Origin of the sequence: Psychrobacter arcticus 273-4 (assembly GCF_000012305.1) — a bacterium.
Lineage (GTDB): Bacteria > Pseudomonadota > Gammaproteobacteria > Pseudomonadales > Moraxellaceae > Psychrobacter > Psychrobacter arcticus.
On record NC_007204.1, the window covers coordinates 1,035,418 to 1,060,388 of the forward strand.

A 24,971-nucleotide genomic window follows, 5' to 3' on the forward strand; every position below is an offset into this window, starting at 1 on the left:
AGTAAAAAAATATAGGACTCGATAAGTATATGAGGGGAAATGCTCTCATTCACTTACAAGGAGATAATCATGGAAACTTTAAACACAGCGCACCCAGTAATCGAGCAATGCAATCATATTCCACAGCTACTGAATATTAAAGATGTTGGTAGCTATACAGGCCTTAGTCGTTCGACTATCTATGAGATGGTTAACGAAAAATCTGATCGTTATGATCCAACGTTCCCTAAGAAGGTACAGCTGACACAGGTAAGGGTAGTATGGGTAGCCAGCGAGATTGCAGAGTGGATTAATAATAAGATTGCTAAGCGCTCAACCTAGATTTATCGAACCGCCTTAAACGTGAAGGGTAGGGCGGTTTATTTTTTTTTGTAAGTTTAGCCATTTTTAGCTCATTTAGATAATATCGTTTGAATTGAAACACGCCCTAGTAAAAACCTCTTGTATAAGTCAACGCTAGGGTTTGCAACTACCATTATTGGCAAAGGGCAATGAAATTTTACTTTCACAAGAGGTATGGTTTTTATTTGTTGCATAAATATTTCTCATATATTACTATCCGTAAATTAGTCGACATTCTTCATGATTTAGACTTAGGTTTTCAAGTAAAACTCTAGAAACCGATTATTAATAGATTTGTAAAGGCTATTCACGATTGACTATGAGTAATAAATATTAAGGAAATTAATGCAAAACTCTAATACAGCAAGACTAAACGAAGAGATGAATCAAAGTATTAGATCTTCAAACATATTTAAAACTCCTGCCTTTGCTGACAAAAAAAACTCAAAAACTAATGATAGCGATGAAAATACTATCGTTTATCAAGCTCAAACATCTAAATATCATTTAGATACTGATGTCATTCTGACAACTCATACACGTAACGAACTTGAAGAGAGTTTAGCAAAATTAAAATTTCATAAAGTTATCTATGAAGACTGGGGTTTTAGTGAAGTTGATAAACTTGGACGCAGTAGTATTTTAAATTTCTATGGAAAACCTGGAACCGGTAAAACTTTAACCGCTGAAGCGTTCGCAGGCCGATTAGATTTGCCCATCATTAAAGTCGGTATAGCTGAAATAGAAAGCAAGCTCATGGGAGAAACGTCAAAGAACATACAAAAGGTTTTTCAGGACGCTTATGATCAAAATGCAGTTTTATTTTTCGATGAAGCAGATACTTTGCTAGGTAAGCGTTTGTCTTCCGTTACTCAAGGTGTAGACAATGAAATCAATGCTATGCGCTCAACTATGCTTATTGAGTTAGAGAAATTTGATGGTGTTGTTATCTTTGCGACAAATTTTGCTAAAAACTACGATGAAGCTTTTCGTTCACGTATCACTTATCACGTTGAATTTATACTTCCTGATTTAGACACTCGCAAAAAGCTTTGGTCAAGAATGTTAGTTGCAAAAATTCCATTGGCTGATGAGAGAGACAGCCTCGTTAATCAATCTGCAGAACTATCAGATGGTTTTTCAGGACGTGAGATAAGAACTTGTATGCGTTTAGCCCTACCAAAAGCATTAATGCAGCCGGGTGTATTAATTGAAGAGGCAATGTTAAGTGTTGAGCATCTGATATCAGCTATCGAAAACGTAAGAAAGTCCCAAAGGGAAGTTGGTAGCAGTACGGATACTAGTAGTAAACGCAAATTCGCTGCTCAAGAAGCTTTGATCGCAAAAAAACTACTAGGTACAACAGATAAATCATTAGATAAAGAAGAATTACTCGAACAATAAAATAATGATGGTTAGGTAATATCTAATACATTTAGGGGTCAAAAATGGGTTTGTTTAGTTATGTATATTCGCGGGTAGCCAGTGCAGTTAGTAGCGCTGTTTCTTACGCTTCAGAAAAGGTCAGTCAGGGTCTATCTTGGGCAAGAGAAAAGGCAGCTAAGGCTTGTGATTGGATAGCCGAAAAAGGCGAAAGTTTTATTGATAAAGTTAAAGACGTCTATAAAAAAGTAAAGCCTTTTTTACAGAAAGTGAAACCGTGGCTTGAAAAAGCAGCACTACTACTTGCTCCATTCCCATGGCTGAGCTCAGCGTTAATGACCACAGCTAAAGCAATTGACGTATTATTAGCGTTAGAAAACAGCCCAGTGTTACATGCTTTAGAAAAAGCAGCTAGGAAGACTATTAAGTTGGCTCAGTTTATACAAGAAAGATATCTAACACCAGAAGAAGTAGAGGAAGCTAAAGAGAACCGTGATGCCTTTATGCAAGCTGAGCAACAGTATGAGTCACAATTAAGTGAAGAGCAGCAAAAAGCTTTACAACTTAATGAGATGTTGAATAATTATGGAATTTTAAAAGTAGAGTTAAGAGACGTGCTAGAGATGGGTGTCATTGACTTCCAGCACTACTTGAGACTAAGAGCTACCCAAAAACTATTAGATATGACAGAAAAAAAGATTATGACGGTTGAAAGTATTAATGATATCAACAATGACGACATTTATTTGATTAAAACAGCAGAAAGTCTCCTCTCTACTGCTCAACTTTCTGATAGCGATGCTATTAGATTAGATAGCATCATCCAGCAACGTTTTGGTAAATCACTTATACCTTTCGTCTTTGAAGAATTGATGGTGGTGTGGGTTGAAAAGCAGCAAACTTTAGAACAAGACTGGACAGAATTGAGTAAAAAGCTAGCCAAGGACAGAGTACTAAAAACTCGTTTAGATGTTGCAAAGCGTACTTCAGAGCTAACAGAAGAAGAAACTGAGGTTTATAGTGAGTTGCTGACCAAAATGAGTGGAGAACAAACTAAGCTTACTCGTTTAGACAGCGAACGTCGCTCAATGAAAAGCTATGTTTATGCTGCAGAAGGCTTTATGCAGATTCTAGAAAAAGATGATGTAACTTTGGAAGAGGAAGACAAAGATTACCTTCTCGAGGATAGTGAGGAAATTGCCAGCATTATTATGAGAGTAGCACAAAATAATATTGCTTGGGAGTCTTTGACTAGTGATGAGCAAAGCCTAATTACAGACTACGCTAATATTTTTGAGGCAGAAGGTAGAGCGCGTGCAGACAAATTAAAACACGAAATTGAAGTGGGAGTAGCAGCTTAATGAAAGTAGCAGAGATTGGTGCATTCTTAAATCCTTTTGGCGAAACGCTGTCTACTATTTTTGTAGTGAGTCTCATTACTTTAACCATAGCTACTGTTGTATGGTTACTGATCTCAGCTAAAGAAGCTAACTGGGAAGCCAACTGGTATGGTGGCGACTTAAATGACGATACTAATAATTTGGCAGGCGAACATGGTTCTGTGCATGAATTAAGCCAAGCCATCGCTACAAAAGCTGAAAAAGTGGCTGAAATCATGCCTAGTATGCTGTTGATTGTGGGTTTGCTTGGAACATTTTTGGGGTTAGGTATAGCACTTAACAAAGCGTCTACTGTACTTGCCATGGCAGACACAGCTGGAATGGATTCAGCCATGACTCAATTAATGGGTTTGATGGATGGTTTGGGAGCCAAATTTAAAACCTCTACTTGGGGTATCCTTTGTTTCATTATTCTTAATTTGCTCTTCAATATATTTGGATTCCAAGAGAAACGTCTTGTATGGGCAGTTAAAAAAGTTCGCGAAGAAGCACAAGCGAAAGAAATGGTTTTGAATAGTAAGGAGCTAGAAAGACATCAAGTAATGATTGAGACACTAAAAAGTATTGATAATAATGCGCAGCAACATAGCCAAATACTTGTAGATAGTATTATGTCATTACAAAAAGAAAGTGCTAAAGAGTTAAATAATAGCTTCTTGATATTCGGACAAATCAGAAACGATATCAACAATAATAATCGAAATTTGGTTGATAGCTTTAATAAAGCACATGAGCATAGTTTATCCAAGTATGAAGCACTGTTTGGTCAAGTACAAAGTAGCCTCAATAACAACAATAAAATAGCCACGAAAAATGCCAAAGACAATATTACTGAACTACAGGAGATTGCTAGCTACAACAAAGCCACTCAAAAATCCATGCAAGATTTTGTTGAACAAACGGTTGAGAGTATGGCGTCAATTGGGAAATCTGCAGACAAAATGGCTGTAGCAGCAACTGCTGTCGGTAGTTCTGCAGAGGGGTTAAATGGGGTTGTCAAAAACCTACGCGATGAGCTGGAAGGCGTTATGTCAATGATTAAGCAAGATTTGTCAGACACTATTAATAATATGGGTGACAATTTTGAGAGCAACATGGCAACGATGTCAAAAAATATGAGTAAGGCGACTTTAGGTATCTCAAAAGCTGTTGATGAGTTATCTACCAGTGTCGACAAAACAATGACTGATGTGACTGGTATTATTGGCGAATCAATGGATTTACAGCGTAAATCTGCTAACGAATTTACAGTTACTAGTGAAGCTTTAAATAGTCAAGTATTTGAAATGACTGACTTGGTTAAACAGTTATCAGGTGATATAACCAGTGGACTAAAAGCAGTATCTGAAAGCGGACGTCGAATGAAATCACTTGATTCGCGTTATGAAAAATACTCAGAACTTATTGAAAAAATTACAGATACTAACATTCAGCTATTAAATGATAATCAGCACATAACCAGCTACTTGCCACGAATCATTGATTCTATACCAAACCTGAGCGACAATATTAATGATACCTTCTTGGAATCTGTAAAAATACAACGTAATTCTACTGATATTTTTGATCAGCTATCAAGTGATATCAAAAATGCATTAACAGTGATATCTCACAGTGCAGATAGGTTAGAAGTATTAAATTCGCGCTATGAAAATTATTCTATATTGGTAGAGAGCATCACCCAGAGTAATCAAAAATTAATTGCTAAAATTGATGAAAAAACTATGGCATAAGGGTGTATTTAAATGCAAAAAAAACCAAGTGAATGGATATCTATTGCAGATTTGATGTCGGGAGTCATGGCAGTGGTTATGCTACTGCTAGTCATTTCTGTCCTTCAAAATACTTATGCTGAAATTAAGCATAAACAAGTAATGGAAAACAGTCAACAAAGTGACCGTCAGAAAATAGCTACCTTATTAGAGGATATTCAGACATCAGTTGCCACACAAGGTGCAGGTAATCTGATTGACTTTAATATGGAACAAAGCAAAATCACACTAAAAGATAATGTCTTTGCTAGGGGTAGCGCTTGTATTACCCCAGAAGCAAAAACGGCATTTAATAATATAGAAGATAAAATAACGAGTTTTTTGCAACAGTCTTCGAATGCTAAAATATTTGTAGAAGGCCATACGGATAATATTCCAGTATCACAACCTGTGACAGATTATCGACGTTTTTGCACAGTATATGATGATAACTATACGCTATCAGCAGCAAGAGCTAGAGAAGCTCGTAAACTTCTAGTTGGGCAGTTAGATACTTCTATAGCTAAGCGTATTGTCGTAGCTGGTTATGGTGACTCTCAGCCTATTAAAGGAATATCTCCTGAAGATGATGCCAATAGACGTGTTGAAGTAAGACTAGCATTAGAATAAAGAAGTGAAAAAGCTCATCGACGAGAAGGCTAAATACACTGACTGGAACAAGCGTGACGACATCAGAGCTGAGCTACAGTTTGATTTGATGGTGTTGCTTGATGAATGGGGTTATCAACCTGTTGACTCAAAAGAGGTCTATAAAGAGATATTTGAGCAGACTGAGAATTTTAAGAAGCATAGGGTGGTTTAGTTATAATTACACAGAGTTTGGGAAAGTTTCCTGGTAACCCTACCAAGCATAAGACACTTATCCAATAGAATTAAGCTACTATATTATATAAGTAGCTTCTAATCACGGTCTATTTTTAACAACCGGTAAAATTTAAAGAAGAGTTGTTTATGAGTTTTTTGATAGGTCCATTTTTAAAAAGTTTTATTGATAACGTGATAAAAGATACAGTCATTCCTGTCAAGGGTAGCGTTGTCTATTGTGGATTATTCGGATATGCAGAACATTCTGGGATATATATAGGAGACAATAAAATTGTACACCTTGATGGTTCTGGAATAATTGAAGTTGTTTCTCCTCAGCAGTTTATAGAGAGACTGAGTGGGCTTAACCCTGCTATGAGCATTTATGTGTCATGCAATGGCTCATCCGCAACAGGAACAAATACGATTGCAAAAAGAGCTAAGAAAATGGTCGGTAAAAGTAGGAAGTATCACGTTATTTTAGATAATTGCCATCAGTTCACATCAGGATGTATAACAGGAAATTTTGACAACGCAGATAATTTTTTGTGGATGTTAAAGAGCACAGCTGGTAATAAACTCAGTACTAATAAATGGAGAGTTTGGGAAAGAAAGTACAGTAGTTAAGTGAGCATCTTGAGAATGTATCTATGTAATAAGATAGTGTATATAATTTATTTTCTAAACTATATTTGGGATTTATTAATGTTACCTGTTGCCGCTATACCTATGATAAAAGTTGCCGTAGCTTCTACTACAACTAAAGAACTACTGAAAAACGCCCCAGCAGCGCTTGCGTTTTTGAAGACATCGGAACCCAAAGATTGGTCAGAATCCGATATGAAACTAGTAGAACAATTTTATAATAAGCTTGGCGATTTTAGCGCTCAAAACGGACAAACTCTTGTAAATAATGCTATACGCTTTCAAGAACTATCACATGCTCAAATAATGGAAACGTTTGCAGAGCTTGATCTATCAAAGTTAGATTCAGTCGGTACAGCTAAAGTAGCCGAAACAACTATTAAAGAAAACCATAAAACGTCAAGATTTAATACTCTCGCAACTGTTGTCGGTGTCACAGTTGGTGTCTTAGCTGCATTTTCTTCAGCCAACAATGCTTCAAATAATAACTATAAACTTAGACGCCCTAGAAGCGTCTCAGAAAAGTTATTTGGCGATAAAAAGTAAAATAAAAAGTATGTAACTGCTCACAACCCTTTGTTAATAAAAAAGCCACCTTGCAAAATGCTAAAAAAGTGAACTGACCCCCATAAGTTGTGTCCAACTTAAGGGGGTCAGTTCACATGAGGGCTTTTTTTAGAATTATTATTCATCTACTATTTATTAAGTACAGTTGTTCATATACTGTGCTTCTGTTAAATCTGGGTTGCGACAGTCTGTTAATCCATCATACCCATCCTCATAACCTGAACGTTCGATAACGAATTTACGCAAATCAGCCTCTGTGCCACCACCAAGTGTAAAATCATTTAATAAATCTATCATGTCTTGTGATGTTTCAATATCATTGTCAACAAGATAATCAATGCGTGCTGCTTGTGCTGGTGTTAGTGGTCCCGTTATTTCTACAGCGTTAGCACCTGTTTCATTATTGTAGTAGTCGTCATTCAAAGTATCAGAAGTAACCTCACTTACGTCTGATATTGATGTCATGTCAGTATCCTGCTGCTCACCTAGATCTTGGAATACATCATCATAGGCTTCACTTGCACTCTCTTCATCAGCCCAGCCTAAGTCAGCGACGGGTGATTCTTCGACGTTCTTATTAGACTTTTTATCTTTTGAGTCTAACGAAAAAGAAATCCTTGTGACTTTCCAGCTAAGGCCGTCTCTATGCATAATCACATCTAATGACTCATCAGAATCATCTGTATCAATGATCTGAACTTTGAATCGATTAAATGACAGGTAGCCGGCTTTATAATCAATATCCTCATTTTTGGCTTCAGGCTTATCTTCAGACGTGTCATTATTTAAGTCAAAATCTAATTTTTGCCCTTGAAGCATTAATGCAACACCATCAGGTGTGACCACACCATCAATGATTGGGTCTATCATTGCAGCGGCTAACATAGTGCCTAAAGCCTCAAAGCCATCTTGCTCATCACTTGCAGCAAGCTCTTCAACCATAGCGGCTTTGACTTGATCCTTCATGCTCTGCTTAACGCTAGGGAAATCAATATAACCTGAAAGCTTATCTGCGTCTTTCTGTTCAGCAGCATTTTTAATGTTATACAAAGCTATATATGGTGAAGCGTAAAGATAAATCGCAAATATAACTAACAAGCCAGCCAACCAAGGTAAAAGCTTTTTCAAAAAATCTCTCCTGAATTTCTAACAATATTAAAATACGATGAAGCAATACTGATGGCTAACGCCTAGTCTAAAGTTATTAGCTGCCATGCTGACAAAACGTGATTTTCGCCAATTTTCTGTATTTATATAGTCGGTGAAAAGTAATATCGATACAACACGTACTACTGGTGCAAATTTTTCTTGCTTGCTTGCTATGCCTACGCAGACAGAGGCTGCAAAAAATTTACACCACCAATACGGTAGCGACTTTAAAGTATTTCAACTATACAGGTTTACATAGTAGTAACATTTAGAAATTAATACTAACATTAGTTGACTTGTAAAACAATTTAATAAATTCTTATTAATCAAAAATATCTTTCAGGATTCGATGGGAAGATCACCGTTGTCGTTCGTAAAATACTCTTCTTAGGTCTATATAAATTCTGAACCCAGTAGGATAAAAATTAACTATAGTCGGTGAAAAGTAATATCGATACAACACGTACTACTGGTGCAAATTTTTCTTGCTTGCTGTGCCTACGCAGACAGAGGCTGCAAAAAATTTACATCAGCAGTACTGTAGCGACTTTAAAGTATTTCAACTATATTATTTTCGATCTATATTGAGCACGAAATAATAGTTCCCTCCAAAAATTAGTTTGTAGATAAGCTTGCTTAAAAGCATAATCCAGCTAAAATTGTTACCACAATGTAAATTCCTTTCTTGTATGGTTAATCACTCACTGGTTGCGTGATTAACCATTAAAATATAGAGAATAAAGAAAAATGGCTAAAACACCTGCAAATAAGAACGATCAAACCAAAGACGGTCGCTTTGAAGAAGCCCTTTGGGATGCTGCTAACAAGCTACGAGGTAGCGTCGAATCATCAGAATATAAGCACATTGTTTTAAGCCTGATTTTCTTAAAATTCATCAGCGATACTTTTGAGCAGCAGCGCCAAAAGCTTATTGATACAGGTTATGAAAAGCATATCGACATGGTGCAAGCCTATACCAAAGATAACGTGTTCTATTTGCCAGCAGAGAGCCGTTGGAGCTTTATCCAGCAAAATGCCAAGCAAGAAGACATCGCCCTTAAAATCGATACGGCGCTTAGCACGATTGAAAAGACCAACCAATCACTGAAAGGCGCATTGCCTGACAACTACTTCTCGCGTCTTGGTTTGACTGCCAGTAAGCTTGCCGCCTTGATTGATGTGGTGAATAACATCGATACCATTGGTAATCCAGAAGAAGACACCGTCGGGCGCGTGTATGAGTATTTCTTAGGCAAGTTTGCCGCGACTGAAGGTAAAGGCGGTGGTGAGTTCTATACGCCCAAATCTGTGGTCAATCTGATAGCAGAAATGGTTGAGCCGTATCAAGGCAAAATCTATGACCCATGCTGCGGCTCCGGCGGTATGTTCGTCCAGTCGATTAAGTTCATTGAGAGTCACCACGGCAATACCAAAGACGTGTCTATCTATGGGCAAGAGTACACCAGTACCACTTATAAGCTTGCCAAGATGAACCTTGCCATTCGTGGTATCTCTAGCAACTTGGGTGATGTGGCTGCCGATACCTTCTTTAAAGATCAGCACGAAGACTTAAAAGCTGACTTCATCATGGCAAACCCCCCCTTTAACCAAAAGGATTGGCGTGCGTCTGATGAGCTGGTCGATGATCCACGCTGGGCAGGCTATCCGACACCGCCGACAGGTAATGCTAACTATGCTTGGATATTGCACATGATATCTAAGCTCTCTGAGCATGGTACAGCAGGTTTCGTACTGGCAAACGGTTCTATGTCTACCACTACCAGTGGTGAAGGTGAAATACGCCAGCAGATTATCGAAAACGATCTGGTCGATTGTATGATTGCGCTACCGGGTCAGCTATTTTATACCACCCAAATACCGGTGTGCTTATGGTTCATCAATAAAGACAAACAAGCCAAGTCAGCAGATAGCAAAGCGCGTGGATTGCGTAATCGTAGCGGTGAGACGCTGTTTATTGATGCTCGCGCTATCGGCAGCATGATTAGCCGTACCAATAAAGAACTCACGAAAGATGACATTGAAGCGATTGCCAAGACTTATCATGCATGGCGCGGTGAGAAAGAAGCGGGCGGCTATGAAGCTTATACCGATGAAGCAGGCTACTGTAAATCTGCCACTCTAGACGATATGAAAGCCAATGATTATGTACTCACGCCTGGGCGCTATGTCGGTGCTGCGGCAATAGAAGATGATGGCATATCGTTTGAGACTAAGATGTTAGAACTCAGCCAAACGCTATATGCACAGATGCAAGCGTCTGAAAAGCTAGATGCGACCATTCGTCAAAACTTGGAGGTGTTAGGTTATGGTGAGTGATTGGAATGAGGACATTTTATCTAATATCGCTGAAATAATTGACTCTAGACATAAAACTCCTGTTTATTCTGACTCAGGCTATCCTATGGTTCGAGTTGTGGATGTTAACGGTGGTGCTCTAAACCTAGAAAGTACAAAAAAAGTTTCTGATGATATATATGAGGATTTCTCTAGAGGAAGAGATCCACAGATTGGAGATTTAGTAATTTCTCGTGTTGGAAGCTATGGTGTTGTCTCCTATGTGAACTCAAATGAAAAGTTTTGTTTAGGTCAAAATACTGCATTTATAATTCCTAAAATAAACAGTCGATTTTTATACTATCAACTTATTTCACCTTTTGTTAAATGGCAAATAGAGCAATTTGTTGTTGGAGCTGTACAAAAGACAATTAGCTTGAAAAGTATTCGCCAGTTCCAAATAAAACTACCTCCAGTAACAGAACAAAAAGCCATTGCCCATATTCTCGGTTCTTTAGATGACAAAATCGAGCTAAACCGCCAAATGAACGAGACGCTAGAAGCGATGGCGCAGGCGTTATTTAAGAGCTGGTTTGTGGATTTTGATCCAGTGATTGATAATGCGCTTGCGGCTGGTAATGCTATTCCTGATGAATTTATCGAACGTGCCGAGCAGCGTAAAAAAATTGAGAGAAAAGAGAGCTCGGATATTCAGGGTTTATTCCCTGATGAATTTGAGTTTACGGAAGAGATGGGTTGGATTCCGAAGGGGTGGAACAGTGGCACGCTAGGGGATTTTGCAATATTAGGAAATGGTAAAACATCACCTGATAGAGCCGTTGGTGATATTCCAGTGTTTGGCTCGAATGGAAAGATTGGTGACTGTGATGAGTCAAATAGAGACAATACTATAATAATCGGCAGAGTCGGTAGTTACTGCGGTAGTTTGCAGTACTATCCTTTCAAATGTTGGATAACTGATAATGCAATGTCAGCGGAAATGAAAAATAAAGATCATAATATTTATCTGTTTCAACTTCTCTCAAGAGATAATTTGAATGACCGAAGAACGGGTAGTGGGCAACCATTACTTAATCAAAGTATTTTACGTTCTATTAAGACTATTACGCCCTCTGTACCTTTAATAGATGAGTATTCAAGAATAGCAAATAGCTTTTATAAAAAAATTAATAAGGCTAATAGAAATAATGCAGCCCTCGCCAAACTCCGTGACACCCTTTTACCTAAATTAATGTCAGGTGAGCTACGCATTGCAGATGCTGCGGCGATGGTCGAGGACGTATAAATGAGCGTAAACTCTGAACATAACCACGCAAAAATAGAAATCTATCAAAGCCGTGATGGTCAAGCACAGGTAGATGTCCGTTTTGAGCAGGAAACGGTATGGTTGTCACAGGCACAAATGGTGGCGCTGTTTGGTCGTAACCAGTCCGTGATTTCACGCCATATTAACAATGCCTTAAGTGATGAAGAAATCTATGAAAAAAGCAATATGCAAAAAATGCATATTGCAAATTCTGACCGACCTGTGGTCTTTTATGACTTGGATGTGGTTATCTCGGTTGGCTACCGTATCAAGTCACCTCAAGGCGTACAATTTAGACGTTGGGCGACCCAGCGTTTGCGTGACTATCTCGTGCAAGGCTACGCCATCAATGAGCAGCGCTTTGATAAAAACGCTGCCGAGTTAAAACAAGCCTTAGCATTGATAAAAAAGACCGCCCAAAGCCCTGAGCTAAAAACGGATGAAGGACGCGGCTTGATTGAGATTATCAGCCGCTATACGCAAACTTTTTTATGGCTACAGCGTTATGACGAGGGGTTACTTGACGACCCAGCAGGGCAAGTGGGCGGCGTATTGCCGAGCACTGATGACGCTATGTCCGCCCTGAACCAGCTAAAAGCGCAGCTGATGGAACGCGGCGAGGCGACCGACTTGTTTGCCAAGCCTCGCGGTGACGGCTTGGACAGTGTACTGGCAAACCTTGAGCAAACCGTGTTTGGTGAGCTGGCTTATCCGACTATCGAGAGCAAAGCGGCGCATTTACTCTATTTTATGGTCAAAAATCATGTCTTTACTGATGGCAATAAGCGCAGTGGCGCGTTTTTGTTTGTCGATTTTTTGCATCGTAATAACCGCTTGCTTAACAGCGAGGGCGACATGGTGATTAATAATACCGGACTGGCTGCTTTAACATTATTAGTCGCTGAATCTGATCCCAAGCAAAAAGAAACCCTGATCAAGCTCATTATGAATATGCTGTCATTAGAGGGCTGATGACCATAGAGCTGTACCATAAGTCATTATTTAAAATAATTATAAAACTCAATGGAATTGTGTATGAAAAAAATATTACTTAGTATGGCACTCAGCTTAACTGTCCTATCAGCGAACCCTGTAATGGCTGCTGCTCCTGCTTTCTCAGCCAGTCAAATGGCTCAGGTTAAAATCAAAGAATTAAGCTTTAAAGAGGTTATGCGTCAGTTTTATAGTGGTGAAATGGTTTCTTTTTTTATAGATGATGAAACTATTGAAGCGGTGCCACACGTTGGTTTAGGTCAAGCGAATAGCGACGATGAAAGAACAGTCGCTTTAATGAACCCTATTATTGACTATACAAACAATGCAGGAGAATCACGTTACTTAGTTATTATTGAGAAGGTTCAGGTCGATAGTAATACGGGGTCACTTGTATCTTGCCACGTATGTAAAGCAACAGCTGATATTTATAGCTTTAAAAAACTAAATAACGGTCAGTTTCAATTGGTAAGTCGAACACCGAAAAATGTAGAACCTTCTGGTATTAATGGTCGTGTAATGCTTGATGAAAAAGATATTAAAAATACGATGCAACCTTTAGGCAAAGAGATAACAGGTAGCGTGTTAAAAAACGGCTCTTTTTATCATGGTATCTTCGTACAGTGGTGGGACGTTTTGCATTTGCCTGAAAACGACTTCATTAATTTGTATGGTTTAGGCGATGCTGGGATGGAAAACGGTGTTCATGATGAAGACTCGCCTTTGTATTATGGTTATGAAGGGACTTTAAAAGTATTGTCCGACAATACTACCTACTATCCCATCATGCTGAGCTACAAAGGCGAAAAGCCCACCGAAGACTATGAGCATATTGAGCATGTTAACTACAGCAAAATTATGAAATTCAATTCAACAAAAAAAGCTTATGAATAATTTAGCTTTGGTTTAGCCGTGGACTGGCATATTAATTGTTGAGAAAGATAATACAGAATAATAAAAAGGACTTATCATTGAAATTCACCGAAGACAGACTTGAGCAAGCCATTATTGAGCTACTAGCAGCGGAAGGCTATCCGCACACGGTTGGTGAAGCGCTTGACCGCAACCCTGATGATGTGCTGATTAAGTCTGACCTTCGACAGTTTCTAGCGACCCGTTATAGAGATGACTTGATCACTGATTACGAGATTGAGTCCATCATTCATAAGCTCGAATACCTTCCTGCCTCCGACCTGTACGAAACCAACAAAGCCATCATGAAGTTTGTCGCTGATGGCTTTTTACTCAAGCGTGAAGACCATACCCAAAAAGACTTATACATCCAGCTGATTGATTATGAGGCACTCGATAACAATCGCTTTCGCATCGTCAATCAGATGGAAATACAAGGTTTTGAGCGGCGTATTCCTGATGGCATTCTCTATATCAATGGCTTACCACTGGTGGTGTTTGAGTTTAAGAGCAGCATCCGTGAAGATGCCACCATGTTTGATGCCTATACCCAGCTGACCACCCGTTATAAGCGCGATATTCCAGAGCTGTTTAAATACAACGCCCTATGCGTCATCAGTGATGGGGTCAACTCAAAAATGGGGTCATTCTTTGCCCCTTATGAGTTTTACTATTCTTGGCGCAAAGTGACGGGCGATGAGAAGCTTGAGAAGGATGGCATCCATTCCTTACTAACGATGATAAGCGGCTTATTTGATAAAGCACGTTTGCTTGATGTCATTCGAAACTTTATCTATGTGCCTGACAAGTCAAGCAAGGAAGAGAAAATCGTTTGTCGTTATCCACAGTATTATGCCGCCACCAAACTGTTTGACAATATTAAGCGCCATATGAAAGTGCTGGATACAAACGGCAAGTTTGATGAGAGTGATGCTTTACGAGACGGTAAAGGTGGTACGTACTTTGGCGCGACTGGCTGTGGTAAGAGCTTTACCATGCTATTTCTAGCCCGTCTGCTGATGAAAGACGCTGCGCTTGGTAGTCCAACCATTATCTTAATCACTGACCGCACCGATTTGGATGATCAGTTATCAAAAACCTTTACCAATGCCAAAACCTATATTGGTGATGACGAAATCATCAGTGTCGAGAGTCGAGCTGAGCTACGAGAGAAGCTGAAAGGGCGTAAAAGTGGTGGCGTGTTCCTGACGACCATTCATAAGTTCACCGAAGACTTAGCCTTACTGACCGAGCGTACCAACGTCATCTGTATCTCTGATGAAGCGCACCGTAGCCAAATCAATCTCCAACAAAAAATCACCGTCACCGAAGATGGGGTCAAAAAGACCTACGGCTTTGCTAAATACCTGCATGATTCATTGCCTAATGCTACTTACGTCGGCTTCACAGGTACGCCAATTGATGCCACCCTAGATGTCTTTGGTCCAGTCGTTGATAGCTATACCATGGTCGAGTCGGTATTCGATGAAATCACTGTGCGTATTGTCTATGAAGGTCGCGCTGCCAAAGTACTCCTTGATAGCAAGCAGCTCGATGAAGTAGAAAAGTATTACAAGCACAGCGTAGAATCGGGCGCCAATGAGTACCAGATAGATAAAAGCAAAAAAGCCATGGCGAGTATGTCTACCATACTAGTTGATCCTGACCGCATCCGCGCCATCGCAGAAGACTTCGTTCAGCATTATGAAGCGCGCGTTGCTGAGGGCACCACACAGAAAGGCAAGGCGATGTTTGTCTGTAGTAGCCGTGAAGCCGCCTATCAGTTATATAAAGACATCATAGAGCTGCATCCTGAATGGGATGAGATCAGAGCGTGCGAGGAAGGCTCAACCTTATCTGAAAGCGACAAGAAAAAAGTCATGCCTATAGAGCGAGTCAAAATGATCATGACTCGTAACAAGGACGATGAAAAAGGCATGTGGGACAATCTTGGTAATAAAGACTACCGCAAAGAGCTCGACCGCCAGTTTAAAAACGGCAAGTCTAACTTTAAGATCGCCATCGTCGTCGATATGTGGCTTACAGGCTTTGACGTGCCATTTCTAGATACCATCTACATTGATAAACCGCTGCAAAAGCATAGCCTGATTCAAACCATCTCACGGGTCAACCGTAAGTTCGAAGGCAAAGAAAGCGGCTTAGTGGTTGATTACATTGGCATCAAAAAGCAGATGAACCTTGCGCTCTCGCATTACACCGGCGGTCAGATTCAAAACTTAGAAGATATCCAAAAATCAGTCGTGGTAGTGAAAGACCACTTAGACCTACTGGATACGGTCTATCATAAGTTCGACTCTAGCCTTTACTTCAACGGCACGCCACTAGAGCAGCTCAATTGCTTAAACGCGGCGGCTGACTTTGCCCTGCAATCCAAAAAGCTAGAAAAGCGTTTTATGGATTTAGCCAAGCGTCTTAAGTCTGCCTATGATATTTGCGTGGGTAGTGAGGCGCTAACCAAGGCGCACAAGGACAAGATTCATTACTACTTAGCTATTCGTACCATCATCTTTAAAATCACCACCGGCGGCGCGCCTGACGTTGAACAGATGAACCAAAAGGTACGTGATCTGGTTAAAGATGCGCTAATGAGTGACGGGGTAGAAGAAATCTTTAAGCTCGGTGATAACACCGACGGTGAAATCGATATCTTCGATGAAGACTACTTAGCCAAGCTTGAGGTGATTAAGCAGCCCAATACCAAGTTAGAGCTGCTACAACAGCTGCTCGCAAAAGCCATTGGTGAGCTGAAAAAGACCAACAAGGTGAAGGGTGTCGATTTCAGTAAAAAAATGAATGCGCTCGTTGAGAAGTATAACGACCGCGACGAGAACGATATCTTAAACTCTAAGGTCTTCAATGATTTTACTGACCATATTATCGACTTAATACATGGCGTGAAGAAAGAGATGCAAGCTTTTGGTGAGATGGGCATTGATATCGAAGAAAAAGCTTTCTATGATATTTTGCTACTGTTAGCTCATAAGTATGATTTTAGCTATCCAGAGGATAAACTCATTGAGTTATCCAAAGAGGTCAAAAATCTTGTAGACGATAAAGCTAAGTATACTGACTGGAATAAAAGAGACGACATTAAAGCTGAGCTGGAATTTGATCTGATGATATTGCTCGATGAGTGGGGCTATCCACCTGTTGACTCAAAAGAGGTCTATAAAGAGATATTTGAGCAGGCTGAGAATTTTAAGAAGAATAGGGTGGTTTAGTTATATTTACACAGATTTAGTATGACCTCTTTGAGTTTGAAAATGCTGTAACGATAATTTGACACTGTCAGGCATGGCTGCCTGACTCAAGTAAATCAGCCTCCGATATAGTCGGGGCGGTTCAATGTGTCATCAGGTATTTTAGTCGGTGCTTTATTTTTCGTTATTTTAGGGACTAAATTCTGCTGCCAACTGTGAATGGTGCTGGTACTAAGTCAATAAAACAGGGAAGCTTCTCGAATGGTCATACCATCAGCTATGCTAGAAAGTACCTGTTTGCGATAGTCGATTGAATAAGTCATCGTTTATTTCATTAAATGCGATTGCTAATAGGATTGTATCGGTTTTATTTGGATTAGAATAGAGCCTGTTCGGTAAAGTGATGTACCATAAAAACATACTTATTTTCAGTAATAAGTATCTTGATAGTGTATGTATATTTTGCATTCTATGTAAATTAAACCTCATACCATTAATAATTTGAATTAGCTTTCTGTAAGAAATTTTTTCTTAAAAATCAATAAAAAGTAGAATTATTTTTTTTGGGATTAATACTAACATTTGTTTGTTTTTTGTGTATAATGGGTTAATTTAAAATCTAGTAAAAAAATGATAAAGGTAGCTAGAAATTTTCATTAAAAGGATGAGTTATGAAAAAGGCTATATTGGCACTTTTGTGTTTGGGGGCTGTTCAAGTTAGTAATGCTGAAATTATTAAAGTAAATGGGGAAGGTGCTACACCTATTATCAAAAAAGATCTGAATGGCACACGTAATCAAGCATACAACAATGCAAAAACTGATGCTGTTATTGCTCTCATTAAGCGTATTAATGGTCCGCAGGCGATGAATGAAGCGAATCAATACTTAAATGACATTGTAAAACAAGTTGACAGTAATTATGTGCTAAACCGAGGCAGTAGTACCAATAGCAACAATGAATTAGTCACTCAAGTTAGTCTGGAAATAGATGACCAAGAATTTCGTTCAATTCTTAATGATTTAGGATTGGCAAAGAAAAATAGTCGAACCAGTCCGATTATGATTGTGATGGATGAATACTTCGGCGTACCAAAAGATAACTCTAAGCCAGTTAAAGAATTTACTTCTTATTTTTCAGATCGTAGCTATAGCTATGATGAAGATGCAAGTTACAAAGCTAGTGAAAGTGCTAAAGCCAGTGCGTCAGATTCTTATTCTTCAAAAGGACGTTCATCTGCCGCCTCAGGTTATGCCTATGATAATTATTATGGGGCCGGTGTAGGTGTTGCTGCCCGCTCATCAAGCCATAATAATTCAGGTAAATCAGCATCCTCAAGTAGCTACAATGCCAGTGAGTCGGCAAAATATAGCCAATCTGAAAGTCAGAAGGATATTCAAAGTTTTGTGAAATATGTGGAATATCAAACACCAAGTACTAAAGCTGAGCGTAATAATCAAACATTAAATTCAATTGCAAGTTCTGCATCTCGTTATGATTTGCGGTTGCTCGATTCTGACCGTTTCAGAAGTCAGTATTTAAATGGTCGTAGTATGACGATTCAACAACTAATGAGTGATGTAGAGCTTAATAAGCTAGTAATCGCGGCGCGTAAAGAAAAAGTGGACTGGTTTATGGCTGGTAGCTCTTATATTTATGATCGTGGTCGTTCGAGTGCCACGGGTCAATTTGTCTGCGATGGTGCGATCAGTTTTAAAATTTATTCAGTAGATGATTCGACTTTAATGGGTGGGGAAACTCGTACAGAGTCATCGACAGGTGCGACCACAGATTCATGCCGTACCAATGTAGCAAAGAAACTAGGTGAATTAGCAATTAGCCAAGTTGGACCACAGATTTTAGGTTATGCAAAAAATCGTTCTATGTACGGTAAAGAAATTACCGTTTTTGTGAAAAGTGTGTCTGGCAGTGTTTCTTCACGTCTAGGGGATGATTTGTATATTGCCCTAGATGAGATGGATGGCGCAGAAAATATCGATATTCGCACTCAAGACGGCAAATTGGTTGAAATGACCTTGACCTATAAGAGTGAAAAACCGATTAGTGCAGAATTGGCTAAAGCGCTACGTAAAGTAAGCCCAACGTTATCAAGTGCCGAGCGATTACTAGCTGGAAATACGATCACACTCTGCATTGGTGGTACACAGTGCACATAAAATTCAAAGTCTTATGTTTGGCTATGCCGATGCTTGTTTCAGCATGGGCAAATGCGAATATTCAAATCTACCCATCGAAAGGTATTTTTGGATTGGAGCAAGGTTGTCGTACCGATCCTAGCAAATATGAAGCGAATGGTTCTTCTTATAAAGCCAATGGTTCTTCAATTGTGTGTGATTTTAGTCAGGCTGTTGACAATGAGGTCATCCGTAAGCAAGCCGAACAACTGTTTGTACAAGGTTTAAAACAGAATTTTGGTGAGCAAGTCGTTGATACCATTTCACAAAAAACTAAGAGTCGTACTTATATCGCATCGTTAGAAGTTTTACGGGCGAGTGAATACATGGTGAAAAAGGATTCAACCACAGAAATTTTCCTGCCTGTTACCTTAAGTATAAAGCTTACCAATATATTATCGGGTGAAGTGATTTATAGCGACAGTGCAACCTTGTCGCAACCGATTCAAGTCTTAAGTTCTGATATTGAATCAGCTACAACAAAAGCAGCAATTAAGCAGCAATTTCAAAGTACTTTGTTGACCTTGACTCAACAAGTCACTCAAGAATTGAAGTCGAAACTTAAAGTTTCTGAAACTGAAACTCAAGTGATCGATCAATGGAAATCTTATCTGGTTCTAGATAAAGGTTTTAAGCAAGGAATTGCTGCACAAGATGAGCTGAGTTCAACAGAGGGTGATTTGATTCGTGTGGTACACGCGGACAGTGATTATGCTGTGGCTGTGCCAATATTGATGCAGGGCAATAGTAAGCGCTTTAGCAAAGTATCGACCAATACACGTCAGGCCATGAATAAGCCCAAAGCTTTGGTGGTTGATGTATTGACCTATAAAAGTGAATCGGAACAAGGTGAATCGGAAGATCTAATTGAGCAAATTTTTTCTGATGCAGTAGGTGAGCAAGCCTCGTTTACTTTGACCCCAGTCAATCGACGTTATAGCGCTATGGCACAAAGCATTAGTGAACAGACTGCTTTGGCGCAAAGTGAAGATATTAATCAACGTGAGTTACCTGAATTTTTTATTCGGATTAATGTCATTCCTGTCATTGCTTATCAACAGCAGATTGGGAAAATGACTCAGCAACAAGTTCTCCATAGTGAAGTTTTTGCTGAAATGATTGATCGTTCTGGTCGCGTGATCTACTCCGCACATGCAACAGATGATATTAAAGACGTGTTTTCAGAAGGAATGGGATTTTCTCTAGAGGCACGTAAAGAAGTTGTATTGAAAAATGCACTTTTGAAATTAGGTCAACAATTTCAAAAAGGGATTCAATTTACTCGTTCTGATTTAAAAGTCTCGAGTTCAAGTGGTCATAACATTACCATTGATGATGCGGGGGAACGCTTAAGTACCGGAATGAAAGTCCATGTTTATCATTCAGATAAGGCAGCAGGACGTAATATTCTGATTCCAACATGGGAAGCGACTGTTTTGGAACGTCAAGGTGCGAAAGTTACAGCGCAATTAGATTTCCCTGTCAACAGCAGTGATCGTTTACCCGTGCGTTCTGGAGACAGGATTTTGCTTGATAGTTCTGCTCCAGTGGGTGACTCGAAACAATCGCGTGTTTTATGTCCAAGCTTACCTACCGAGCAAGTTGGTGAAATTCCATTTGATGGTTTTGGTCCTTTGATTTACCACGCTTTTGCCAGTCAGTCGAAACGACCCTTTTATGCGACAGGTTCTAGCTTTAAAGGACAGACTCTACTGAAAGATTCAGTCGTTGCTAAGACTGAAAATACTGGGTTTAAAAAGGATATGAACGTTAACTTTCATATTCCCAAAGATGAATGTTTACAGCCAGTACTTAAGATTGAAGTGAAACAAGACAGTATTAAATGTAATGCAGACAAAAGTAATTGTGATGCCACATTAGTTATGGCCAGTGGTGCACGCATATTCAACCAAAAGTCTGAAAAAATAGGGGCTTATGGTTTGCAACAAGAAATCACATTAAAGGGTATAGATCATCAGCATCGTAATGAGATGTATAACATTCAGATGTTTGAGGCTTTACCAAAAATTTTAAATCAAATCGTGCAAAAAGCCGATTCTTCACAATAGGGATAACAAGGTATGAAAAAAATTGCAATTGTTTTAGCAATAGCGGCTTCAATGGGAGCATCAAGCGTCTATGCAGGTTTTGGATCACTGAGTAAGATGGCATCGTCATTATCTGAATCTGTTACTGGCGTATCTTCTTCAAATATGGATATCAATGGTTTCTTCACGCAGGCTAAAGCAACCAATGCAATGTTTACTCAGAGTCGTACTGCTTTAGCTTCATTACTCGCAAGTAAACAAGATTCAGATGAATTAAAAGCAAAACAGAAAAGTCTGAAAACGACCTCTGATCCGAAAGAACAAGAAGCAATTCAAAAACAAATTGTAGCGTTGTCTAATACTGTTTTAGAAGCCTCTCAAAAAGATAAAGAAGCAACAGTAGCTAAGCTGTCAGCACTGAATGCGGAGCAGAAGAAGCATTTGTTGGACTCTGCAACAAACTTTGTAATCGCAAGTTTAACCGCTCGTGAATTGGCGGTAGGAGCTAAACAAGTAAGTATGAGTTTAATGGCAAATCCAAAAAGCTTGATCAATACAGGAATGTCTTTAGTTGATGCTAAAGGTGTGGTCGGAGATATCACTGGTATTGCTAAAAATTCAACTATGGCTTTGGTGGAATATCCAAAACTATTTAAAAAGGCTGGTATTGAATTCAAAATGCCGACAAGTTCATCAGATAAACCAAAAGTACTGAGTGATATTTAAAAAGATTAATTTAGGTTAAACCTTAAATACAATCAAAATTGTAAATGATGATTAAATCATTTAAAGAAATAAGAGAGCCCTCTAGAGGGCTCTCTTATGTTTTAGTATTTTACGGAATTTAAAGCACTAAAATATGGTCAACGTCTCGGGGTAACCCTCCCAAGCATAAGACACTTAATCAATAGAATTAAGCTGCATGCAGATTTTCTTTTATGTCATCGCCAAATCTGTGGTTTAAGTTGTCTATAAGTTTCATAAATCAGCTTTTAGTTGGGTGATAAATTAGTAGAGCAATAGATATCATTTCTATTATAAAATATGGCTTTGTATTGCACGTTTACTATGACAGTTTTTAGGTATCAACTGAATAGAAAAGTTATCAAAATTCGAGACCATCCCAGATTCTGTGTAACTGCCGTTTAGATTAAATGCTTACTAATACGGTCATCAAACATAATCATAAAGCGATTTAAAGCAGACGTCCAGTTACGAATGGGCATCGACCACTTTTTGGATGCCTGCTGGGTTGCTAAGTACACCACCTTGAATGCTGCCTGATCTGATGGGAATACCTTACGCTTATTCACCGCCGTACGGATAACACTGTTTAAAGACTCAATAGCATTAGTGGTATAAATCGCTTTTCTGATGTCTTTAGGATAATTAAAGAACACCGTTAAGCCCTCCCAGTTATTGCGCCAAGACTTGACCACATGTGGGTAATTCTTGCCCCAAGTCTCATCAAAGTGCTCAAGGTTGGCTTGTGCAAGCTCTATGGTATCAGCGCCATAGATGGCTTTTAGATCAGCCGCCACATTCTTTTTATCTATCCACGGCACAAACTTCATTGAATACCGCACCATATGCACGATACACAGCTGAACCTGAGCTTTAGGGTAGACGGTGTTAATGGCATCAGGGAAACCCTTTAAACCATCAACACAGGCGATCAAGATATCTTGAACCCCGCGGTTTTGTAGTTCAGTGAGTACGCCTAGCCAGAACTTAGCGCCCTCGTTCTCTGATAGCCACATACCAAGCAGCTCTTTTTTACCGTTAAGGTTAACGCCTAAGGCTAAATAAATGGCTTTGTTGATGATCTGCTTGTCTTGACGTACCTTAACGACAATGCAGTCCAAATAGACGATAGGATAAACACTACTCAATGGACGGTTTTGCCAAGCGGTGATGTCATCTAATATATTGTCGGTGACTCTTGAAACCAAGCTACTTGAGATATCTACGTCGTAGAGCTCTTTGATGGTATCAACGATCTCAGTCGTCGTTTGACCTTTGGCATAAAAGAATATGATTTTGTCATCAAGTCCACTGACACGGGTTTGATGCTTACGCACTAATGCAGGTTCAAAGCTGCTGTCACGGTCTCTTGGGGTGGAGATCTCAAGATCGCCTGTGTCGCTACGGACTGTCTTTTTAGTGTGCCCATTACGCTTATTAGGCTTGTCTGCCTTCTCATGCTTAGGATAGCCTAGATGATCTTCCATCTCAGCTTCTAAGGCAGTATCGATAAAGGATTGCATGAGCTGCTTTTGGAAGTCTTTGATGTCATCGAAGCTGTTCATGCTACTAGCCATTTGCTCGGCCAGTTTTTTAATGTCAGATTGAGTAGTCATTGCTTATTCTCCGGTTGGTGGATTATAAGCAGTTACACAGAGTTTGGGAAAGGCTCCAAAATTCAGTTTTTAGTAAATAGTATATTGCTCAATAAATTTTAAATCTTAATCTGAGACCCTGCTACTAAGCAGCTCAAGCACTTTATCCTCTCCCAGCTGATCAATTAACGCTTGTAGCTGAACTGTGGGATTAGTCTTTGTTTGCGCATCTGCTCTAAACGCTGCTGTATCTTTACCATCCTTCAAAGCGTCTATATAGTCCGCCCACTTTTGCATCATCTCTTCTCTATCGTCAATGTACTCAAACCGCCCGTAAGCAGCTCCATTAGGGTCTTTAGTCGTATGGCCCAGTGCCATCTCAACAAGCATGAGAGAGTACTTTAACTGCTCTTGTAGGATAGTCTTCGCCGTCGCTCTAAAGCCATGAGCGCAGTGTATATCTTTATAGCCTAAATCCTTTAAACGCTTATTAGCAGTCGCATCAGATATAATCTGATGCTTTTTTGCCGTCTGGCTAAAAAAGACATATTCGGTATGTCCATTAATCCTTTGCTGTTCACGCAATATAGTCACGGCTTGCTGAGGTAGGGGAACCACCATATCTTTGACCATGTTCACCTTGCCTTGCCCCTTCAGTGGCTTTAACTGCCACCTACCAGCTTCTAGATCGACATCAGCCCATCTCATACGGCGTAGATCACCATTACGCACAAAAAGCAAAGCCAATAGCCTAAGGGAGTTAATGGTGTTCGAGTCACCTTCTATCGTTTCAATAGCTCGTAGTAGTTTAGCAAACTCTTTGGGCTTGGTAATGGCTGGACGATGACCATAGCTAGATTTAGCCAATTGGCTTTTAATTAACGCTGCAGGATTGCTGCTACAGAATCCACGAGCCCCAGCATAGACAAATACGTCACTAGCGATACCTGCACAGCGTTCAGCCTTATCTGTGGGCTTGCCAGCTTTATTTAATGAGTTGGCCTGAATGTCTAGTAGTACTTCAAGCATTCTAGGTGAGCCAATTTCACTGATAGGCTCGTCACCAATATAGGAGCATATAAGCTCCAAGCGTCCTTTCTTACGAATTAACGTATTACCTTTTTGAGTCTGCTCTAAGCCTTCAAAGTACTCCCAAGCAAAATGATTAAAGGAGTTTTTAGTTTTACTAATAATACTTTTCTTTATATCTTCACGATTAGTTTTGGGATCAATACCTTTGCTTAGTAGATCTTCATATTCACGCCAAACTTCACAGGCACGAGCATATGAGATACTTGGATATATACCGATAGAGATAATACTTTGCTTAGGATTTGAAGGCGGGTAGTAGCGATACATCCATGACTTAGTCTCAGTAGGACGTACCATTAAAAAAAGTTTAGGATGATTTTTGACAGGAACGAAGTACTTCTTATCTTCAGGCTTGTGACTGCTGATACTTCGGTCTGAACTGATCGCTTTTCTTTCCATAGCCTAGATCTCCATGAGTAGACTCAAAACTGAGTATACTTGACAGTATACTCAAAGTGCATGGATTAGGATAGATTCATAGGACAGC

General features: G+C 39.4%; 19 protein-coding genes. 16 read left to right on the forward strand and 3 right to left on the reverse strand.

Features of this window, described 5'->3' with window-relative positions:
* The first annotated feature begins 69 nt into the window (after positions 1-69).
* The 8 genes from PSYC_RS04520 to PSYC_RS04555 all read left to right on the forward strand — a co-directional run bounded on the left by PSYC_RS04520 (position 70) and on the right by PSYC_RS04555 (position 6,892).
* On the forward strand, positions 70-321 hold the full coding sequence (locus PSYC_RS04520) for a helix-turn-helix transcriptional regulator (protein WP_049750919.1): 252 nt from the start codon (positions 70-72) through the stop codon (positions 319-321).
* Between the two features lie 366 nt (positions 322-687).
* A complete protein-coding gene (locus tag PSYC_RS04525) occupies positions 688-1,746 on the forward strand; it encodes an ATP-binding protein (protein ID WP_011280146.1) in 1,059 nt (352 codons plus the stop codon).
* 44 nt (positions 1,747-1,790) lie between these two features.
* On the forward strand, positions 1,791-3,086 hold the full coding sequence (locus PSYC_RS04530; RefSeq protein ID WP_011280147.1) for a hypothetical protein: 1,296 nt from the start codon (positions 1,791-1,793) through the stop codon (positions 3,084-3,086).
* Positions 3,086-4,858 (forward strand): hypothetical protein, encoded by a 1,773-nt coding sequence (locus PSYC_RS11225; RefSeq protein ID WP_011280148.1) that lies wholly within the window; start codon positions 3,086-3,088, stop codon positions 4,856-4,858. Before PSYC_RS04530 ends, PSYC_RS11225 begins: the two co-directional genes overlap by 1 nt.
* A 12-nt stretch (positions 4,859-4,870) precedes the next feature.
* Positions 4,871-5,506, forward strand: a complete 636-nt coding sequence (locus PSYC_RS04540; protein WP_011280149.1) for an OmpA/MotB family protein — start codon at positions 4,871-4,873, stop codon at positions 5,504-5,506.
* A 4-nt stretch (positions 5,507-5,510) separates the two neighbouring features.
* Positions 5,511-5,699 (forward strand): type I restriction enzyme endonuclease domain-containing protein, encoded by a 189-nt coding sequence (locus tag PSYC_RS04545; RefSeq protein ID WP_011280150.1) that lies wholly within the window; start codon positions 5,511-5,513, stop codon positions 5,697-5,699.
* A gap of 149 nt (positions 5,700-5,848) precedes the next feature.
* The gene (locus PSYC_RS04550) at positions 5,849-6,328 is read left to right on the forward strand and encodes a lecithin retinol acyltransferase family protein (protein WP_011280151.1); all 480 of its coding nucleotides are present in this window, start codon (positions 5,849-5,851) and stop codon (positions 6,326-6,328) included.
* A gap of 78 nt (positions 6,329-6,406) precedes the next feature.
* Entirely contained in the window at positions 6,407-6,892 is a 486-nt protein-coding gene (locus PSYC_RS04555) for a hypothetical protein (RefSeq protein WP_041757589.1), read from the forward strand.
* Positions 6,893-7,048: 156 nt separating this feature from the next.
* Here the strand turns inward: PSYC_RS04555 and PSYC_RS11230 are convergent, their stop codons facing one another.
* Positions 7,049-8,041, reverse strand: coding sequence for a DUF2939 domain-containing protein (locus tag PSYC_RS11230; protein ID WP_011280153.1), 993 nt, complete (start codon positions 8,039-8,041; stop codon positions 7,049-7,051).
* 768 nt (positions 8,042-8,809) lie between these two features.
* On the opposite strand from PSYC_RS11230, the gene PSYC_RS04565 reads away from it, so the two are divergent.
* The 8 genes from PSYC_RS04565 (at position 8,810) to PSYC_RS04600 (ending at position 21,779) form a co-directional block, all read left to right on the forward strand.
* Entirely contained in the window at positions 8,810-10,399 is a 1,590-nt protein-coding gene (locus PSYC_RS04565; protein WP_011280154.1) for a type I restriction-modification system subunit M, read from the forward strand.
* Positions 10,389-11,663 carry a restriction endonuclease subunit S gene (locus tag PSYC_RS04570; protein WP_011280155.1) on the forward strand — a complete coding sequence of 425 codons (1,275 nt, stop codon included), beginning with the start codon at positions 10,389-10,391 and terminating at the stop codon, positions 11,661-11,663. Before PSYC_RS04565 ends, PSYC_RS04570 begins: the two co-directional genes overlap by 11 nt.
* Positions 11,664-12,656, forward strand: a complete 993-nt coding sequence (rhuM, locus tag PSYC_RS04575; RefSeq protein WP_011280156.1) for a virulence protein RhuM/Fic/DOC family protein — start codon at positions 11,664-11,666, stop codon at positions 12,654-12,656.
* A 63-nt stretch (positions 12,657-12,719) separates the two neighbouring features.
* A complete protein-coding gene (locus tag PSYC_RS04580) occupies positions 12,720-13,571 on the forward strand; it encodes a hypothetical protein (RefSeq protein ID WP_011280157.1) in 852 nt (283 codons plus the stop codon).
* Positions 13,572-13,648: 77 nt separating this feature from the next.
* On the forward strand, positions 13,649-16,831 hold the full coding sequence (locus PSYC_RS04585; protein ID WP_011280158.1) for a type I restriction endonuclease subunit R: 3,183 nt from the start codon (positions 13,649-13,651) through the stop codon (positions 16,829-16,831).
* Positions 16,832-17,481: 650 nt separating this feature from the next.
* Positions 17,482-18,987 carry a hypothetical protein gene (locus PSYC_RS04590; protein ID WP_011280159.1) on the forward strand — a complete coding sequence of 502 codons (1,506 nt, stop codon included), beginning with the start codon at positions 17,482-17,484 and terminating at the stop codon, positions 18,985-18,987.
* A gap of 23 nt (positions 18,988-19,010) precedes the next feature.
* Positions 19,011-21,074, forward strand: a complete 2,064-nt coding sequence (locus PSYC_RS04595) for a hypothetical protein (RefSeq protein WP_011280160.1) — start codon at positions 19,011-19,013, stop codon at positions 21,072-21,074.
* 12 nt (positions 21,075-21,086) lie between these two features.
* Positions 21,087-21,779 (forward strand): hypothetical protein, encoded by a 693-nt coding sequence (locus tag PSYC_RS04600; RefSeq protein ID WP_011280161.1) that lies wholly within the window; start codon positions 21,087-21,089, stop codon positions 21,777-21,779.
* A 419-nt stretch (positions 21,780-22,198) separates the two neighbouring features.
* Here the strand turns inward: PSYC_RS04600 and PSYC_RS04605 are convergent, their stop codons facing one another.
* Together PSYC_RS04605 and PSYC_RS04610 are read right to left on the reverse strand one after the other, a co-directional pair.
* A complete protein-coding gene (locus PSYC_RS04605; RefSeq protein ID WP_011280162.1) occupies positions 22,199-23,413 on the reverse strand; it encodes an IS256 family transposase in 1,215 nt (404 codons plus the stop codon).
* A 105-nt stretch (positions 23,414-23,518) separates the two neighbouring features.
* Positions 23,519-24,883: a tyrosine-type recombinase/integrase gene (locus PSYC_RS04610; RefSeq protein WP_011280163.1), complete on the reverse strand. Its 1,365-nt coding sequence runs from the start codon at positions 24,881-24,883 to the stop codon at positions 23,519-23,521.
* Positions 24,884-24,971 lie beyond the last annotated feature (88 nt).

What these genes read in the sequence shown, in the direction of transcription:
- PSYC_RS11225 (WP_011280148.1), top strand. Translation starts at nt 3,086, where the DNA reads ATGAAAGTAGCAGAGATTGGTGCATTCTTAAATCCTTTTGGCGAAACG.
- rhuM (WP_011280156.1), top strand. Translation starts at nt 11,664, where the DNA reads ATGAGCGTAAACTCTGAACATAACCACGCAAAAATAGAAATCTATCAA.
- PSYC_RS04590 (WP_011280159.1), top strand. Translation starts at nt 17,482, where the DNA reads ATGAAAAAGGCTATATTGGCACTTTTGTGTTTGGGGGCTGTTCAAGTT.
- PSYC_RS04555 (WP_041757589.1), top strand. Translation starts at nt 6,407, where the DNA reads ATGTTACCTGTTGCCGCTATACCTATGATAAAAGTTGCCGTAGCTTCT.
- PSYC_RS04540 (WP_011280149.1), top strand. Translation starts at nt 4,871, where the DNA reads ATGCAAAAAAAACCAAGTGAATGGATATCTATTGCAGATTTGATGTCG.
- PSYC_RS04565 (WP_011280154.1), top strand. Translation starts at nt 8,810, where the DNA reads ATGGCTAAAACACCTGCAAATAAGAACGATCAAACCAAAGACGGTCGC.
- PSYC_RS04525 (WP_011280146.1), top strand. Translation starts at nt 688, where the DNA reads ATGCAAAACTCTAATACAGCAAGACTAAACGAAGAGATGAATCAAAGT.
- PSYC_RS04605 (WP_011280162.1), bottom strand. Translation starts at nt 23,413, where the DNA reads ATGACTACTCAATCTGACATTAAAAAACTGGCCGAGCAAATGGCTAGT.
- PSYC_RS04610 (WP_011280163.1), bottom strand. Translation starts at nt 24,883, where the DNA reads ATGGAAAGAAAAGCGATCAGTTCAGACCGAAGTATCAGCAGTCACAAG.
- PSYC_RS04570 (WP_011280155.1), top strand. Translation starts at nt 10,389, where the DNA reads ATGGTGAGTGATTGGAATGAGGACATTTTATCTAATATCGCTGAAATA.
- PSYC_RS04520 (WP_049750919.1), top strand. Translation starts at nt 70, where the DNA reads ATGGAAACTTTAAACACAGCGCACCCAGTAATCGAGCAATGCAATCAT.
- PSYC_RS04580 (WP_011280157.1), top strand. Translation starts at nt 12,720, where the DNA reads ATGAAAAAAATATTACTTAGTATGGCACTCAGCTTAACTGTCCTATCA.
- PSYC_RS04530 (WP_011280147.1), top strand. Translation starts at nt 1,791, where the DNA reads ATGGGTTTGTTTAGTTATGTATATTCGCGGGTAGCCAGTGCAGTTAGT.
- PSYC_RS04550 (WP_011280151.1), top strand. Translation starts at nt 5,849, where the DNA reads ATGAGTTTTTTGATAGGTCCATTTTTAAAAAGTTTTATTGATAACGTG.
- PSYC_RS04600 (WP_011280161.1), top strand. Translation starts at nt 21,087, where the DNA reads ATGAAAAAAATTGCAATTGTTTTAGCAATAGCGGCTTCAATGGGAGCA.
- PSYC_RS04595 (WP_011280160.1), top strand. Translation starts at nt 19,011, where the DNA reads ATGCCGATGCTTGTTTCAGCATGGGCAAATGCGAATATTCAAATCTAC.